We start from the raw sequence: 18090 nt of genomic DNA, 5'->3' as shown, positions 1-18090 counted from the left end.
CGAGGGAGATATTGATGGCTCAGTCGCGGATCGAGGAAATCTGGCCGCTGTCGCCGCTGCAGGCCGGGTTGCTCTTCCACGCGGTCTACGACGGCGAAGGGCTCGACGTCTACATAGGACATTGGATCCTGGACCTGGAAGGACCGGTCGACGCGGCCAGGCTGCGTGCGGCTTGGGAGGCGCTGCTGAACCGGCACGCCTCGCTCCGGGCTTGCTTCAGGCAGCGCAAATCCGGTGAGACGGTGCAGATCATCGCCAGGCAGGTGGAACTGCCGTGGCGCGAGGTCGACCTTTCCCACCTCGACGATCCCTCGGAGGCCGTGCGAAAGCTGGCCGAAGAGGATCGGACGAAGAGGATCGACCTCGCGACGGCGCCGTTGCTGCGGCTGACCTTGATCCGTCTCGGCGACACCACGCACCGCCTGGCGGTGACCTGCCATCACACGATCATGGACGGCTGGTCGATGCCGATCGTGCTCGACGAGCTGTCGGCGCTGTACGCGGCCGATGGCGGCACGCCGGATCTGCCGGAAGTGACGTCGTACCGGGACTACCTCGAATGGCTGAGCCGCCAGGACAAGACGAGGGCGCTGTCGGCATGGGCGGCGGAGCTGAGTGGCGCCGAGGAGCCGACGCTGGTGGCGCCCGCCGATCCGGCGCGAGCGCCCTCCGTGCCGGAGAGCGTCGAAGTCGAGCTGCCCCAAGACCTCACGCGATCGTTGGACGAGCTGGCTCGCCGCCACGGGTTGACGCTGAACACGGTGGTACAGGGCGCGTGGGCGCTGGTGCTGTCGCAGCTGGCAGGCCGGACGGACGTGGTGTTCGGGGCGGTGGTCTCGGCGCGTCCGCCGGGGTTGCGCGGTGTCGAGGGGATGGTGGGGCTGTTCCTCAACACCGTTCCCGTGCGCGTGCGGTTGCGTGGCTCGACGCCGGTCGTCGAACTGCTGGCGGAGTTGCAGAAACGGCAGTCGACGCTCGTCCCCGACCAGTTCGTGGGGTTGGCGGACATCCAGCAGGCGGCGGGCCCCGGCGCGGTCTTCGACACTTTGCTCGTCTTCGAGAAGTTCCACCGTGAGCCCGGCGGATCGGACTCCGCCAAACCTTTCGAACTCCAGGTGAATCAGGGCAGGGAAGCCGCCCACTATCCGCTCACGCTGGTCGCGGTTCCTCGCGAATCGCTGCTCCTCAAACTCGACTATCTGACCGATCTCTTCGACCGGGGAACCGCCCTCTCCATTGTCGAGCGGTTCAGTGGGGTGCTGCGTCAGCTGACGGCGGCGAGCGGGATCACGGTGGCCGAGGTCGAGGTGACGACCGCGGCCGAGCGTGCCTTGGTGGTGCGGGAATGGGGCGCGTCCCCGGCTGAAGCGCCGAGCGTGCCTGCCCTGGATCTGTTCGACCGCCAGGTGGAGCGCCACCGTGACGCGACAGCGGTTTTCGACGGCGATCGGGCGGTGTCGTACGGAGAACTGGCCGAGCACGCGGAGAGGCTCGCCGGTTATCTGAGCGGCCGGGGTGTCCGGCGCGGGGATCGCGTGGCCGTGGTGATGGAACGGTCACGCGACCTGATCGCGACGTTGCTCGCGGTGTGGAAAGCGGGCGCGGCGTACGTGCCGGTGGATCCCGCCTACCCGGCGGAACGGGTGAAGTTCATGCTGGCCGACGCGGAGCCGTCGGCGGTGGTGTGCACGGAAACGTACCGGGACGCCGTGCTGGACGGCGGACTCGATCCGATCGTCCTCGACGATCCGGAGACGCGGCGGGCGGTGGCGGAATCCACTCGCCTGTCGGTCGGGGTGAGTGACGGCGACCTCGCGTACGTGATGTACACGTCGGGATCGACGGGGACACCCAAGGGTGTCGCGGTGTCCCACGGCAATGTCGCGGCGCTGGTCGGTGAGCCAGGCTGGCGGGTGGGCCCCGGCGACAGTGTGTTGATGCACGCCTCGCACGCGTTCGACATCTCCTTGTTCGAGATGTGGGTGCCGCTGCTGTCGGGTGCCAGGGTGGTACTGGCCGGATCGGGCGCGGTCGACGGCGAAGCACTGGCCGGATATGTGGCGGGCGGGGTCACGGCCGCCCACCTGACCGCCGGCTCCTTCCGGGTGCTGGCCGAAGAGTCACCGGAGTCGGCCGCCGGTCTGCGCGAGGTGCTGACCGGTGGGGACGCGGTGCCGCTGGCGGCGGTGGAGCGGATGCGGCGGACGTGCCCGGACGTGCGGGTGCGGCATCTCTACGGGCCGACGGAGGCCACGCTGTGCGCGACGTGGTGGGTGCTCGAACCCGGTGACGAGACGGGATCGGTCCTGCCGATCGGACGTCCGCTCGCGGGGCGGCGTGTCTACGTCCTCGACGGCTTCTTGCGACCCGTGCCCCCGGGAGTGGCCGGCGAGCTGTATGTCGCCGGAGCCGGTGTGGCGCAGGGCTATCTGGGCCGTTCGGCGTTGACGGCCGGGCGATTCGTCGCCGACCTGTACGCCGCCGACGACGCAGCGGCGCGAAGCGCCTCCGTGGGGGGTGGTGGTCGGGTGCCGGGTGGGAGGATGTACCGAACCGGTGACCTGGCGTACTGGACGGATCGGGGCACGCTGGCGTTCGCCGGTCGAGCGGACGACCAGGTGAAGATCCGCGGCTACCGGGTGGAGCCCGGTGAGGTGGAGGTGGCGCTCGCCGCCCTGCCCGGTGTCGGTCAGGCCGTGGTGTCCGCGCGGGGCGAGCAGCTGATCGGTTACGTGGTCGCGGAAACGGGGCACGAAGTCGACCCGGCGCGGCTGCGCGAACAGCTCGCCGAGACGCTGCCCGAGTACATGGTGCCCGCCGCGCTGCTGGTGCTGGACGAGTTGCCGTTGACAGTCAACGGAAAGGTCGACCGGCAGGCCCTGCCCGAACCGGACTTCGCCTCGAAGGCGGTGGGCAGGGAGCCCGCCACCGAGGCCGAGCGAGTCCTTTGTGGAGTGTTCGCCGAGGTGCTCGGCCTCGACCAGGTCGGGGTCGAGGACGACTTCTTCGAACTGGGCGGGGACTCGATCTCGTCGATGCAGGTGGCGGCCCGCGCCCGCCGGGAGGGATTTTCCCTGACGCCGCGGCTGGTGTTCGAGCACCGGACCCCCGGCAAACTGGCGGCTCCGGCCAACGTCGCCCAGCCGAAGCAGCCGTCCACAGTGGACGCTGGTGTGGGGGAGATCCTTCGGACGCCGGTGATGCGTGCCCTCGGGGACGACGCGGTGCGCCCCGGCTTCGTGCAGGCGCGAGTCGTCGTCACCCCGGCGGGCTTCGACCAGGACGCGCTGGTGACCGCCCTGCAAGCCGTTCTGGACGCGCATGACCTGTTGCGGGCACGGGTGGAGCCCGATGGACGGCTGATGGTGGCCGAGCCGGGTGCGGTGACCGCGGCGGACCTGGTCTCGCGAGTGGCCGCCGGGTCCGAAGATCTCGACGAGGCCGCCGAACGCGAGGTCAGAGCGGTGACGGGCGAGCTGAACCCGTCGAAGGGAACCATGCTGCGGGCCGTCTGGGTCGACGCCGGAGCCGCCGCGCCGGGCCGGTTGGCCTTGGCGGCGCATCACCTGGCCGTCGACGCGGTTTCGTGGGGGATCCTGTTGCCGGATCTGCGCGCGGCGTACGACGAGGTGATCTCCGGCGGGACCCCCGCCCTCGAACCTGTGACGACGTCGTATCGCCAGTGGGCGCGACGGCTGACCGAGCAGGCGTTCAGCGAGCGTACCGTCGCCGAAGCCGAGCACTGGGTCGCCGTGCTGGATGGGGCGGAGCCGGTGCTGGAGCAGGATTCCGGGGAGTCGCACTCGTGGTCCCGGACGCTGTCCGGAGCCGAAGCACGCGGCCTGGTTGCCCACGTTCCGGGGGCTTTCCATTGCGGGGTCCAGGAAGTCCTGCTGGCGGGCCTGGCGGGTGCGGTCGCGCGACCGGACGGCGCCGGGGTCCTGGTGGACGTGGAAGGCCACGGCCGCCACGCCGCCGACGGCGAGGATCTGCTGCGCACCGTCGGCTGGTTCACCAGCGTGCACCCGGTCCGCCTCGATGTCTCCGGCGTCGACCTTTCCGCCGCGGCAGCGGGGAAAGCGGCGGCGGGGGAGTTGCTGAAGGCCGTGAAGGAACAGGTCCGCGCCGTCCCCGGCGAGGGTCTCGGCTACGGGCTGTTGCGCCATCTCAACCCCGAGACCGGGGCCAGGCTGGCGGCCTCGCCGTCCGCGCGGATCGGTTTCAACTATCTCGGCCGGTCCGGCCTCGCCGCCGCCGCCGGGGACACCGCGTGGCAGGTCGCGGAAGGGGCGCTCGGCGGCGGCCCGGACCTGATCCTGGCCCATGCCGTCGAGGTCGGGGCGGACGTTCAGGACACACCGGACGGACCCCGGCTGAGGCTCGCCATCGACAGCAGGGATCTCGACCCCGCCGTGGTGGAGCGGCTCGGGGAGGCCTGGGTCGGCATGCTGACCGGCCTCGCGGCCCTCGCCGGAACCCCCGGCGCGGGCGGACACACCCCGTCCGACTTCGAACTCGTCACGGTGACCCGGCGGGACGTGGCGGACCTGGAGGCCGCGGCGCCGGGACTGACCGACATCTGGCCGCTGTCGCCCCTGCAGGAAGGCATGCTCTTCGAGCGAGCCTTCGACGAGGACGGCGTCGACGTCTACCAGAGCCAGCGGATTCTGGACCTCGACGGGCCACTCGACGCGGACCGGCTGCGTGCGGGATGGAACCAGGTGGTCGCCCGGCACGAATCGCTCCGGACGAGCTTCCATCAGCTGGGCTCCGGCGAGACGGTGGCGGTCGTCGCGGACGAGGTCGACCTCCCGTGGCGGACGGCGGATGTTTCACACCTCGATGAGGCGGACGCGAACGCGGAGGTCGAACGCCTTCTCGCGGAGGACCAGGCGGAGCGGTTCGACGTGACCAAGCCGCCACTGCTCCGGCTGTCGCTGATCCGCCTCGGCGAGGGGCGGCACCGGCTCGTGGTGACGTCGCACCACGTTCTGCTGGACGGCTGGTCGACACCGCTCATCCTCGGCGAGATGTCGGCAGGCTACGCGGGTGGGCGGGGTTCGTCGATGGCGCCGTCCTATCGGGACTACCTGACGTGGCTGAGCCGTCAGGACCTGGAGGCGACCAGGGCGGCGTGGCGGTCCGAGCTGGCCGGGTCGGACGAACCGACCGTGGTGGACGCCGACGCGGGCAAGACGATGGTGATGCCGGACAACCATTCCGAATGGCTGCCCGAGGAGGCGACCCGGGCACTCGCCGACTTCGCCCGAGGTCATGGCCTGACGGTGAGCACGATCGTGCAGGGCGCGTGGGCGCTGGTGCTGGCCCGGCTGGCAGGCCGGACGGACGTGGTGTTCGGGACGGTGGTTTCGGGGCGTCCGGCGGAGGTGCCGGAGGTCGAGCGGATGGTGGGGATGTTCATCAACACCATCCCGGTCCGCGTGCGGCTCGAAGGCGACCAGCCGCTGGTGGAGATGTTGCGGGACTTGCAGGGGCGCCAATCGGCGCTGACCGAGCACCAGTACCTCGGGCTGCCGGAAATCCAGAAGGTGGCGGGGACGAGCGCGGTCTTCGACACCATCGTGATGGTCGAGAACTACCCGCACGGCGCCGCCGGTCTCGGCGACGACGGCGGGGTCGTGATCAGCTCGGTCGTCACCAGGACCGGTACCAGCTATCCGCTGACCATGAACGTCAGTCCCGGTGAGCGCCTGCGGATCAACGTGGCCTACCGGCCCGATCGGATCGGCGGAGAGACGGCGGCCGAGGTGGCCAGGCAGGTCGTCCGGGTACTGGAACGGGTGGTGCCGGATTCCGCGCTGCCGGTGGGCCGCTTGGGCGTGACGAGCGACGCGACGCGCGTGTCCGTCGTGGAGCGCTGGAACGCGACGGGTGACGCGGCGGCCGCGTCGTCGGTGCTGGAGTTGTTCCGGCGTCAGGCGGGCCGGTCCCCGGACGCGGTGGCGGTCGTGGACGGCGGACGCACCCTCTCTTACGACGGCCTCGACCGGGCATCGGATCGGCTGGCGGGCTACCTGGCCGGGATCGGCGTGCGGCGTGGTGACCACGTCGGCGTGGTGCTGGAGCGCGGCGCGGATCTGTTCGTCGCCCTGCTCGCGATCTGGAAGGCGGGGGCCGCGTACGTCCCGGTGAACGTGGACTACCCCGCGGACCGGATCGAGCGGATGCTGGCCGACGCCGGAACCTCGGTGGCCGTCTGTGTGGAAGCGACCAGGAACGCGGTGCCGGACGGCGTCGAGCCGGTGGTCATGGACGCGCCCGCGATCGAGGGAGCGCGCCGCGATGCGCCGCCGCTCACCGTCGGGTCACACGACGTGGCCTACGTGATGTACACGTCGGGATCGACCGGTGTGCCGAAGGGCGTCGCGGTGCCGCACGGAAGTGTGGCGGCACTGGCAGGCGACCCTGGCTGGTCGCAGCGCCCCGGCGATGGCGTGCTGCTGCACGCGTCGCACGCGTTCGACGCGTCGCTGGTCGAGATCTGGGTGCCGCTGGTCAGCGGGGCCCGCGTGCTGGTCGCGGAACCGGGCGCGGTCGACGCGCAGCGGCTGCGGGAAGCGATCGGACGTGGCGTGACCACCGTCCACCTGACGGCCGGGACCTTCCGGGTGGTGGCCGAGGAATCGCCGGAGTCCTTCAGCGGGCTGCGAGAGATCCTGACCGGTGGGGACGCGGTGCCACTCGCCTCCGTCGCCCGGATGCGCCGGGCCTGCCCGGACGTGCGCGTGCGGCAGCTTTACGGCCCCACCGAGATCACCCTCTGCGCCACCTGGCTCGTTCTCGAGCCGGGGGCCGAAACGGGCGACATCCTGCCGATCGGCGGACCGCTGGCCGGCAGGCAGGCGTATGTCCTCGACGCGTTCCTCCAGCCGGTGGCCCCGAACGTGACCGGTGAGCTCTACCTCGCCGGTGCCGGGCTGGCGCACGGTTACCTCGGCGCCAACGGTTCGACGTCGCAGCGGTTCGTCGCCAACCCGTTCGCGTCCGGTACGAGGATGTACCGCACCGGCGACCTGGCCCGCTGGACGGATCAGGGCGAGCTGGTGTTCGCCGGCCGGGCCGACTCCCAGGTGAAGATCCGGGGCTACCGCGTCGAGCCGGGGGAGATCGAGTCGGCGCTGGCCGAGGTCCCCCACGTCGCGCAGGCGGTCGTGGTGGCGCGGGAAGAGCGTCCCGGCGAGAAGCGGCTGATCGCTTATGCGACCGCCGAAGCGGGGCGGGAGCTGGATTCCGGGGTGGTCCGCGAGCACCTCGCGGCGCGGCTGCCGGAGTTCATGGTGCCGGCGGTGGTGCTGGTGCTGGACGGCTTCCCGTTGACCCTCAACGGAAAAATCGATCGCGCGGCCCTGCCTGCCCCCGAATTCACCGGGAAGCCCGCCGGTCGCGAGCCGCGCACCGAGACCGAACGAGTGTTGTGCGGCCTGTTCGCCGAGATCCTCGGTGTGGACCGGGTCGGCGCCGACGACGGTTTCTTCGAGCTGGGCGGGGACTCGATCCTCTCGATGCGGTTGGCCGCACGGGCACGACGCGAGGATCTCGTCTTCGGTGCGAAGCAGGTCTTCGAGCAGAAGACGCCGGCGGCGATCGCGGCGATCGCCGAACGTGGCGGGGAGGCACCGGCCGACGTCGCGGACGGCGTCGGTGAGGTCGCCTGGACGCCGGTGACGCGGGCACTGCTCGAACGCGATCCCCAGGCGATGACCCGAGGCGCGCCCGCGCAGTGGGTGACCGTCGGCGCGCCCGGCGATCTGTCGCTGGAGGCGCTGACGGCCGGTTTGGGTGCGGTGATCAACGCACACGACTTGCTGCGGAGCCGGGTCGTCGTGACCGAGGGGCAAGAGCCCCGGCTGGTCGTGGCCGAGGGGGGAACGGTCGACGCGGTGAGGCTGGTCGAGCGGGTCGAGGCAGGCAAGGCCGACCTGGACGAGATCGCGGAGCGGTGCGCCGGTGAGGCGGTCGGACGACTGGATGCCGCGGAAGGCGTGCTGGTACAGGCGGTGTGGGTGGACGCGGGACCCGGCCGTGTCGGACGGCTCGTGGTGGCGGCGCATCACCTCGCGGTCGACGTCGTGTCGTGGCGAATCCTGCTGCCGGACCTGCAGCAGGCCTGTGAAGCCGCGATCGACGGCCAGGAACCGGCGCTCGACCCACCCGCCGTTTCGTTCCGGCGCTGGGCACGGACGTTGACCGAGCAGGCGATGATCCGGACCGCCGAACTGACGACGTGGACGGAGATCCTCGACGGCGCGCAGGCGCGGCTGGGCGAACTCGACCGCGCACAGGACACCGTCGCGACCGCGGGACGCAGGTCGTGGACCTTGCCGCGGGACCGGGCGAGCGTGCTCGTGGAGAAGGCCACCTCTGCCTTCCACTGCGGTGTCCACGAGGTGCTGCTGGCCACCCTGGCGGGCGCGGTGACCCGCTGGCGCGGCGGCACCGCCGTCGTGGTGGACGTCGAAGGTCATGGCCGCCAGCCCGTCGAGGAAATGGACCTGTCGCGGACGGTCGGCTGGTTCACCGACGTACATCCGCTCCGGCTGGACGTGACCGGGGTCGACACGGCCGAAGCGATCGCCGGTGGCGCCGCCGCGGGCAGGTTGCTGAAGAACGTCAAGGAGAACGTGCGAGCAGTGCCCGACGGCGGGCTCGGCTACGGGATGCTGCGGTACCTCAACGCCGAGACAGGGCGGGCACTGGCGGCGCTGCCGGACGCGGAGATCGGGTTCAACTACCTCGGCCGCTTCTCGTCCCGGGCCGACGGTGCGGCGGAGCCATGGCAGATCGCGGGAACCATCGGCGGCACGGCGGAGCAGGACGCGCCGTTGCGGCATGTCGTGGAGATCGACGTGGTCGTGCTGGACTCCGCCGACGGACCCGAGTTCAGCCTGACCCTGACCTGGGCCGAACGGGTTCTCGGCGAAGCCGACGCGGAGTCGCTCGTGCGGGCTTGGCTGGATCTGCTGACCGGCCTCGCCGCACACGTCGGCGATGACCGCGCGGGCGGGCACACCCCGTCCGACTTCCCGCTCACCGCGCTGACGCGGCGGGAGGTGGAAGAGGTCGAGGCCGCCGTGCCGAACCTGCACGACATCTGGCCGCTTTCCCCGCTGCAGGAGGGTTTGCTGTTCCACGCCGCCGACGAGCGCGGCCCGGACGTCTACGCGAGTTTGCGTAACCTCGCCCTCGACGGCCCGCTCGACGCCGCCCGCCTCCGCGCGTCGTGGCAGGCCCTTCTCGACCGGCACCCCGCGCTGCGGGCGAGTTTCCACCAGCTCGAATCCGGTGCGACCGTGCAAGCGATCGCCCGCGAGGTGCCGGTGCCCTGGCGGGAGACCGACCTGTCTCATCTGCCGGCGGACGAGGCGCTGGCGGAGTACGAGCGCCTCACGGCGGAGTTGCAGGCCGACCGGTTCGACCTCACCAGGGCGCCGTCGCTGCGCCTGCACCTGGTGCGCCTCGGCGAACGACGGCACCGGCTGGCCATGACGTCGCATCACATCGTGGCGGACGGCTGGTCACTGCCGCTGTTCGTCGTCGACGTGGTAGCGGCGTACGAAGCAGGCGGCGACGGCCGGGCCCTGCCGATCCCGACGTCGTACCGCGACTACCTCGCCTGGCTCGTGCGTCAGGACAAGGCGGCCGCACGGGAGGCGTGGCGGACCGAACTCGCGGGGCTGGACGAGGCGACCCACGTGGTGCCGCCGGACACGATCATCGCGCCCGTCGAGCCCGACCGTGTCACGTTCGAACTCGACGAGGGGCGGAGCAGGCGGCTGGTGGAGTTCACGCGCCGTCACGGCGTCACGGTGAACACGCTCTTCCAGGGGGTCTGGTCGCTGCTGCTGGGCAGGCTCACGGGCCGCGACGACGTGGTCTTCGGTGCCACGGTGGCCGGGCGTCCGCCCGAGATCCCCGGTGTCGAGTCCGCGGTCGGCCTGTTCATGAACATGCTGCCGGTCCGGGCCCGGCTGACCGGCGCCGAACCGATCGTGGACATGCTGACGGATCTGCAGGAACGCCAGGTCGCGATGATGGCGCACCAGCACATCGGGCTGACCGAGATCAACCAGCTCGTCGGTCCCGGCGCGGCGTTCGACACGATCGTGGTGTTCGAAAACCCGCCTCTCCCGTTGCGTCCGTCCGACGATCACGACGCGCTCGTCATCCGCCCGGCGGCGATCCCGAACGACACCGGGCACTATCCGCTGTCCATGCGCGTGTCCGCGGCGACCGGCATCCGCGGTGAATGCATCTACCGTCCGGACGTGTACGACCGGACGGAGGCCGAAACGGTCGTCGCGTCGATCCTCCACGCGGTGGACCAGATCGTGGCCGAACCGCGGACGCCGGTGGGCCGGGTCGCCCTGATCAGCCCGGAGCAGCACCGTCTGGTGGTGGACGAGTGGAACCAGACCGAGGTGCCGCTCGAAGCGGAGACGTTGCCGGAGTTGTTCCGCGGGCAGGTGGAGCTGTCCCGTGACGCGGTGGCGGTGCGGGACGCCGCGCGGAGCCTGACGTTCGGCGGGCTGCTCGACGAGGTCGAGGCGCTGGCCCGGCTGCTCGTGGGGCTGGGCGTGCGGCGTGAGACCAGGGTGGGTGTGGTGGTCGGCCGCTCGGCCGAACTGGCGGTGACGCTGATGGCGGTGTCGTTCGCCGGCGGGGTGTTCGTGCCGGTCGACCCGGACTATCCGCGTGAGCGGGTCGAGCTGATGCTGACGAGTTCGGCGCCCGAGGTGCTGGTGTGCACGACGGCGACCCGGGCGGTCGTGCCGTCGGGGTTCGCGGGTGCGGTGCTGGTGCTCGACGAGCTGCCCGCCGCCGATCCGGGGGTGGTGCTGCCGCACGTGGGACCGAAGGACGCGGCGTATGTGATCTACACGTCGGGGTCGACCGGGGTGCCCAAGGGCGTCGTGGTCACCCACTCCGGACTCGCCAACCTGGCGCGAGCGCATATCGAGCGCCTCGCCGTGACGTCCTCCTCGCGGGTACTGCAGCTGTCCGCCATCGGCTTCGACGCCATCGTCTCCGAGCTGTACATGGCTCTGCTGGCGGGCGGGACCCTGGTGCTGCCCGACGCGGAGAGCATGCCGCCACGGGTGACGCTCGGCGACGCGTTGCGCCGGTGGGAGATCACGCACCTCACCGTGTCGCCGAGTGTGCTGGCGGCCGAGGAAGACCTGCCGGACAGTCTGGAGAGCGTGCTGACGGGCGGCGAGGTGTGCACGCCCGCGCTGGCGGACCGCTGGTCGCCGGGCCGCCGGATGATCAACGCGTACGGGCCGACCGAGACGACGATCTGCTCGACGATGAGCTTCCCGTTGTCCCCTGGACACGAGGTGGTCCCACTCGGCGGCCCGATCCGGAACGTGCGGCACTACGTGCTCGACTCCTTCCTGCAGCCGGTACGGCCGGGTGTGGCGGGCGAGCTCTACATCACGGGGGTCGGACTCGCCCGCGGTTACCTCGGGCGCCCTGGCCTGACGTCGGAACGGTTCGTCGCCAGCCCGTTCGCGCCCGGTGAGCGGATGTACCGCACCGGCGACCGGTTCCGCTGGACCCGCGAGGGCCAGCTGAAGTTCGTCGGCCGGGCCGACGCACAGGTCAAGGTGCGTGGATACCGGGTCGAGCCCGCCGAGATCGAGACCGTGCTGTCGGAGCATCCGGGGGCCGCCCAGGTGGCGGTCGCCGTGCACCGGGACGGACCGGGTGACAAACAGCTGGTGGCATACATCGTGCCGGCGGCCGACGCACCGGCCGAGCCGCTCATCGCGGCCCTCCGCGAGCTGGCGGCCGAACGCCTGCCCGAGTACATGCTGCCCGCGGCGTTCGTGCCGCTGGACCGGATGCCCTTGACCCCGAACGGAAAGCTCGATCACCGGGCGCTGCAGGCTCCCGACTTCGCCGGGATGACCACCGGGCGGGACCCGCGCACGGCGACGGAGGCGACGCTGTGCGAACTGTTCGCGGACGTGCTCGGCCTGGACCGGGTGGGTGCGGACGACAGCTTCTTCGAACTCGGCGGCGACTCGATCACGTCGATGCAGCTGTCGGCCCGAGCCCGCCGGAAGGGGCTGGAACTGACCCCGTGGCAGGTGTTCGAAGGAAAGACACCGGAGGGGCTGGCGGTGCTCGTCACCGAACTCCCCGCCGAAGGCGCGAGCGTCGCCGCACCGGAGCCGGAGACGGGCATGCTCGTCGCTCTTTCACCTGACCAGTTGGACCAACTCGAGGCCGGATTGGCCCGCGATTAACCGCTAAAAGGAGCAGATCGTGACCGTTGACGACACTCGCGCGAAGCCCCGCTCCAGCGTCGAGGACGTCTGGCCTCTCTCGCCGCTGCAAGAAGGGATGCTCTTTCACACCGTCCTCGACAAGGACGGGCCGGACACCTACACCGTGCAGACCGTCTACGGCATCGACGGCCCGCTGGACGCCGGGCGACTGAAGGCGTCGTGGCAGGCGCTCGTCGATCGGCATGCCGCGCTGCGGGCCTGTTTCCGCTATGTCAGCGGCGCGCAGATGGTGCAGGTCATCTCCCGCGACGCCGAGATTCCGTGGCGCGAGACGGATCTTTCCGGCCTGCCGGACGACATCGTCGACGGCGAGGTGGACCGGCTGGCCGCGGAAGAAGTCGCGGAACGGCTGGACATCGAGACGGCGCCGCTGATGAAACTGCACCTGGTCCGGCTGGGCCAGGAGAGCCACCGGCTCGTGCACACCCTTCATCACGTGCTGACCGACGGCTGGTCGATGCCGATCATCCACCGCGAGCTGGCCGACATCTACGCCGCGGGCGGCGACGCGTCCGGGCTCCCGCCCACCGTGTCCTACCGGGACTATCTCGCCTGGCTGGGACGGCAGGACAAGGAAGCGGCCCGGACGGCCTGGCGGGACGAACTCGCCGGGCTGGACACCCCCACCACGGTCGTCCCCGCCGATCCGGCCCGCGTGCCGGATATCCACACGGCGGTGGTCGAGCTGTCCACCGAGCTGACGGACGGCCTCGCCCGGCTGGCGCGCGGCAACGGTCTCACCCTGAACACCGTCGTACAGGGCGCTTGGGGTGTCGTGCTGTCGCAACTCGCCGGCCGCACCGACGTGGTGTTCGGCGCGACCGCCTCGGGGCGCCCCGCCGATCTGGCGGGCGTGGAGTCGATGGTCGGCCAGCTGCTCAACACCCTGCCGGTCCGCGTCCGGCTCGACGGCGCGCGCCGGGCCGTCGACCTGTTCACCGACCTGCAGCGCCGCCAGTCGACACTGATGGCTCACCAGCATCTCGGCCTGCAGGACGTGCTGGCCGTCACCGGGCCCGGAGCGGTCTTCGACACGCTCGTCATCTACGAGAACTTCCCCCGCCAGGGACTCGGCGAGGAGCCGGACGGCCGCCTCGCCCTGCGCCCGGTGAAGCGGGGGCGCAACTCCTCGCACTATCCGTTCACCCTGATCACCGGTCCCGGCGAGCGGATGCCGCTCATCCTCGACTACGACCAGGGCCTGTTCGACCACACGGCCGCCGAATCGGTCGTTGGCGCGCTGGCGCGCGTGCTGGAGCGGCTGGTCACCGAGCCCGATGTCCTCGTCGGCAGGCTGACGCTGCTGAGTGAGGCCGAGCGCGCCCTGGTGGTGGACGACTTCAACGCGACCGCGGGCCCGGTGCCGGGGAAGTCCGTGGTCGAACTGTTCGCGCGGCGGGTGGCCGGGGCGCCGGACGCGGTGGCGATCACCGACGCCTCCGGAGCGAACCTGACCTACGCGGAGCTCGACCAGGCGTCGAACCGGCTGGCCGGGTACCTCGCCGGTCGTGGCGTCGGCCGCGGCGACCGCGTCGGGGTGGCCATGGACCGGTCCCCGGAGCTGCTGAGCACGTTCCTGGCGATCTGGAAGGCGGGCGCCGCGTACGTCCCGGTGGACGTCGAGTACCCGGCCGAGCGGATCGCGTTCATCCTCACCGACTCCGGGATCTCGACCGTCGTCTGCACGCGGGCCACCAGCGGCGTCGTGCCGGAAGGCGCGATCGTTCTCGACGCGCCGGAGACGCGGGCGGCCGTCGACGCCTGTGCCGCCACGGCGCCGGAGTTCCGGCCGAGCGCCGACGATCTCGCGTACGTCATGTACACCTCCGGATCCACGGGCCTCCCGAAGGGCGTGGCCATCCCCCATGGGGCGGTGGCCGGTCTCGCCGGTGACGCGGGCTGGCAGCTCGGTCCCGACGACGGCGTGCTGATGCACGCGACGCACGTCTTCGACCCCTCGCTCTACGCGATGTGGGTACCGCTCGTCACCGGTGGCCGGGTCCTGCTCACCGAGCCGGGAGTGCTGGACGCCGTCGGGGTCCGGCAGGCCGTCGAACGGGGCGCGACCGCCGTCCACCTCACCGCCGGTACCTTCCGAGCGCTGGCGGAAACGTCCCCGGAGTGCTTCACCGGCCTGGTCGAGATCGGGACCGGCGGGGACATCGTTCCCGCCCAGTCCGTGGAGAACCTGCGGCGGGCCCAGCCCGCTCTGCGGGTGAGGAACACCTACGGGCCGACCGAGACCACCCTGTGCGCGACGTGGCTCCCGATCGAGCCCGGTGACGTGGTCGGCCGGGAACTGCCGATCGGCCATCCCATGGCGAACCGCAAGATCTACCTCCTCGACGCCTTCCTGCGACCGGTCACACCGGGTGTGGTTGGCGAGCTGTACATCGCGGGCACGGGGCTGGCCCGCGGCTACCTCGCCAAGCCGGACCTGACGGCCGAACGGTTCGTGGCGTGCCCGTTCCTCCCCGGTGAGCGCATGTATCGCACCGGGGACCTGGCGCGCTGGACCAGCGATGGCGAGGTGGTGTTCCTCGGGCGTACCGACGAGCAGGTGAAGATCCGCGGCTACCGGGTCGAGCTGGGCGAGGTCGAGGCCGTGCTGGCGGCCCAGCCGGGCGTGGTCGAAGCCGTCGTCCTGGCGCGGGAGGACCAGCCGGGCGAAAAGCGTCTGGTGGGTTACGTCGTCTCAGACGGCGGCGACGCGGGTGCGGAGGAGATCCGGCGGCAGATCGGACTGGTCCTGCCCTCGTACATGGTCCCGCTGGCGGTCGTCGTCCTGCCCGGCCTGCCGGTCACCCCCAACGGCAAGGTGGATCGCCGGGCACTGCCCGCCCCCGATCTCGCGGGACGCACGTCGGAGAAGGCGCCGCAGAGCGAAACCGAGAAGGTGCTGTGCGCGCTTTTCGCGGAGATCCTCGGCGTCGACCCGGTGGGGGTCGACGACGCCTTCCACGACCTTGGCGGAAGTTCGGCGCTGGCCATGCGGCTCATCGCGCGGATCCGTGAAGAACTCGGCGCGGATCTGCCCGTCCGGCAGCTGTTCACCTCGCCGACGCCCGCGGGTGTCGCCAGGGTGCTCGCCGCGAAGTCGCGGCCCGCGCTGGTGACCGCCACCCGAGGAGACCGGGTGCCCCTCACCGCCCGCCAGCTCCGCGCCTGGCTCCTGGCCAGTCCCGGCGAGGAAACCGCCGACCAGCACGTCTCGGTCGCGCTGCGCTTGCGCGGCAAGCTGGACGTGCCCGCGCTGGCGGCGGCGCTCGGCGACGTCGCGGCGAGGCACGAGATCTTCCGTACGAGCTTCCCCGGCCACGGGCAGAGCGTGTATCAGCACATCCACGACGCCTTGGCGGTCGAGCTGGCCCCGGTACCGGTCACCGAGGAGGACCTCCCCGGGGCACTCGCCGAGCGGCGCGAACGAGTCTTCGACCTCACGCGGGAGGTGCCGTGGCGCTGTGACCTTTTAGCACTGTCCGAAAAGGAGCACGTGCTGCACCTGAAGGCGCACCGCATCCTCGCCGACGACGACTCGATCAACGTGTTCTTCCGTGACCTGGCGGCCGCGTACGGCGCACGGCGCGCGGGAAGGGTTCCGGAGCGTGCGCCGCTGGCACTGCAGTTCGCCGACTACGCGATCTGGGAGCAGCAGCTTCTCGCGGACGAGCACGAGCTGGGCAGCCTGATCAACGAGCAGGTCGTCTTCTGGCGGGACAACCTGGCGGGTATCGACGGGGAGACGGTGCTCCCGTTCGACCGCCCGCGACCGGCCGTCCCGTCGCGGCGGGCCGGTTCGGTCGCGCTGCGGCTGGACGCCGCCTCACACGCCCGGCTGACCGCCGCGGTGGAGCGGCTCGGCGCGGACGCGCAGCAGACGGTGCACGCCGCGCTCGTCATGCTCCTGGCCAGCTACGGCGCGGGCGAAGACCTGGTGATCGGCACGACCCTGCCGAGGGACGACGACTTCATCGACCTGGAGCCGATGATCGGGCAGTTCGGCCGTCCGTTCGCCCTGCGCACGGACGTCTCGGGTGACCCGACCTTCCTGGAGGTCGTCGCTCGGGTGCAGGAGGCCGCCGTCGGCGCGAACCAGCACCTGGACCTGCCCTTCGAACGGATCGCCGAGCTGCTGGACCTGCCGGCCTCGCTGTCACGCCACCCGGTGTTCCAGGTGGGACTGGAGGTGCGGGACGAGGAGACCGGCACGTGGGACGCGACGGAACTGCCCGCCCTGCGCACCAGCGTCGAACCCGGCGGGCTCGAGGCCATCGAACTGGATCTCGCTTTCCGCCTCGCCGAGTGCCATGACGACGAGGACAACGAGGACGGCCTCGCGGGCTCCCTCCACTACGCCGTCGACCTGTTCGACCAGGACACGGCCGAGTCGGTGGCCCGGCGGCTGGTCCGCGTCATGGAACAGGTGGCGGAGGATCCCGGACGGCGGATCAGCGACCTGGACCTCTTCCTGGACGACACCGAACGCGGCCGTCCGCCCATCGCGCCGGCGCGATGGTCCGGTGCCGTCCCGTCGGTGCTCGCCGGTCTGGCCGGGGACGGCCCGCTCGGCGCGCTCCTGCTCGACGGCGAGCTGAGCCCCGTCGCTCCCGGTGCCGTCGGCGATCTCTACGTCACCGGTCAAGGAGTGGACGAGGGCGAACCCGATCAGCCGACCGTGCCCTGTCCGTTCGGGGCTCCGGGGCACCGCATGCTGCCCACCGGCTTGCGCGCCCGCAAGACCGCTGCCAAGACCTTGATCGTCGTCGGCGAGCGGCGGCGATCGAACGCCTTGGTGCGGACGGGGGACTACGAGATCCTGCTGCCGCTGCGAGCGGGAGGTGACCGCCCGCCACTGTTCTGCTTCCACGCGAGCGGGGGGCTGAGCTGGAACTACGGCCCGTTGCTGAACCACCTTCCGGCGAATCAGCCGGTCTACGGGGTGCAGGCACGCGGCCTGGCCCGTACCGAACCGCTGCCTGCCAGCGTGGAGGAGATGGCGGCCGACTACCTCGAACAGATCCGCGCCGTCCAACCGTCCGGGCCGTATCACTTCCTTGGCTGGTCCCTCGGCGGGAGGATCGCGCAGGCGATGGCCGTGGTGATCGAGGCGGCGGGGGAGGAGGTCGGTCTGCTCGCCCTGCTCGACGCCTATCCCACCTACATGGGAAAGAAGTCGACCGGCTCCGCGGCCGACGAAGAGGCCTTCGGAAAGCGGAAGCAGCAGGAACTGGAACTCGCCGGTGAAGTGGTGGAGGGCGAAGGCGCCCGGTCGCGGCTGAAGGCGGTCATGCGGAACCTCTGGGAGGTCGGGCCGAGGCACACCGCTTCCGCGACCTTCGCCAGCGACGTCCTGCTGTTCATCGCCGCGGTGGACCGTCCCGCGCATATGCCCGTGGAATACGCGAGGGACAGCTGGAAGGACTACACCAGCGGGACCGTCGAATCCCACGAGATCCCATCCGACCACTACGAAATGGTGCAACCCGCGGCATTGGCCCAGATCGGGGCCATCGTCGCCGAGAAGCTCCGGCCCCGGCCGGACCGTGAAAGGACACAGCGATGAGCAATCCGTTCGACAACGAAGACGGTTCCTTTTTCGTACTGGTCAACGACGAGGGCCAACATTCCCTCTGGCCGACCTTCGCGGAGGTGCCCGCGGGCTGGACCCGCGTCCACGGTGAAGCCGGCCGTCAGGAATGCCTCGCCTACGTCGAGGAGAACTGGACCGACCTCCGGCCGAAGAGCCTCATTCAAGAAGCCGGCGCCTGAGGCGGAG

At 71.1% G+C, this 18090-nt stretch carries 3 protein-coding genes; all 3 read left to right on the top strand.

Translation table 11 applies throughout. The annotated features are described in order from the left end of the window. Nucleotides 1-14 precede the first annotated feature (14 nt). Genes ACM6LU_RS23795 through ACM6LU_RS23785 form a run of 3 tightly spaced genes read left to right on the top strand, consistent with a single transcriptional unit; the run spans nucleotide 15 to nucleotide 18083 of the window. A complete protein-coding gene (locus ACM6LU_RS23795; protein ID WP_414939964.1) occupies nucleotides 15-12272 on the top strand; it encodes an amino acid adenylation domain-containing protein in 12258 nt (4085 codons plus the stop codon). Nucleotides 12273-12291: 19 nt separating this feature from the next. Continuing rightward, on the top strand, nucleotides 12292-17877 hold the full coding sequence (locus ACM6LU_RS23790; protein ID WP_414939963.1) for an amino acid adenylation domain-containing protein: 5586 nt from the start codon (nucleotides 12292-12294) through the stop codon (nucleotides 17875-17877). Further along, nucleotides 17874-18083 (top strand): MbtH family protein, encoded by a 210-nt coding sequence (locus tag ACM6LU_RS23785; RefSeq protein WP_409491165.1) that lies wholly within the window; start codon nucleotides 17874-17876, stop codon nucleotides 18081-18083. The genes ACM6LU_RS23790 and ACM6LU_RS23785 overlap by 4 nt, the downstream gene beginning before the upstream one ends. The last annotated feature ends 7 nt before the right edge of the window (nucleotides 18084-18090 follow it).

It is taken from the genome of Amycolatopsis sp. cmx-11-51 (genome assembly GCF_047608665.1).
Classification (GTDB): domain Bacteria; phylum Actinomycetota; class Actinomycetes; order Mycobacteriales; family Pseudonocardiaceae; genus Amycolatopsis.
This window is presented reverse-complemented; position numbering and strand designations above follow the sequence as displayed.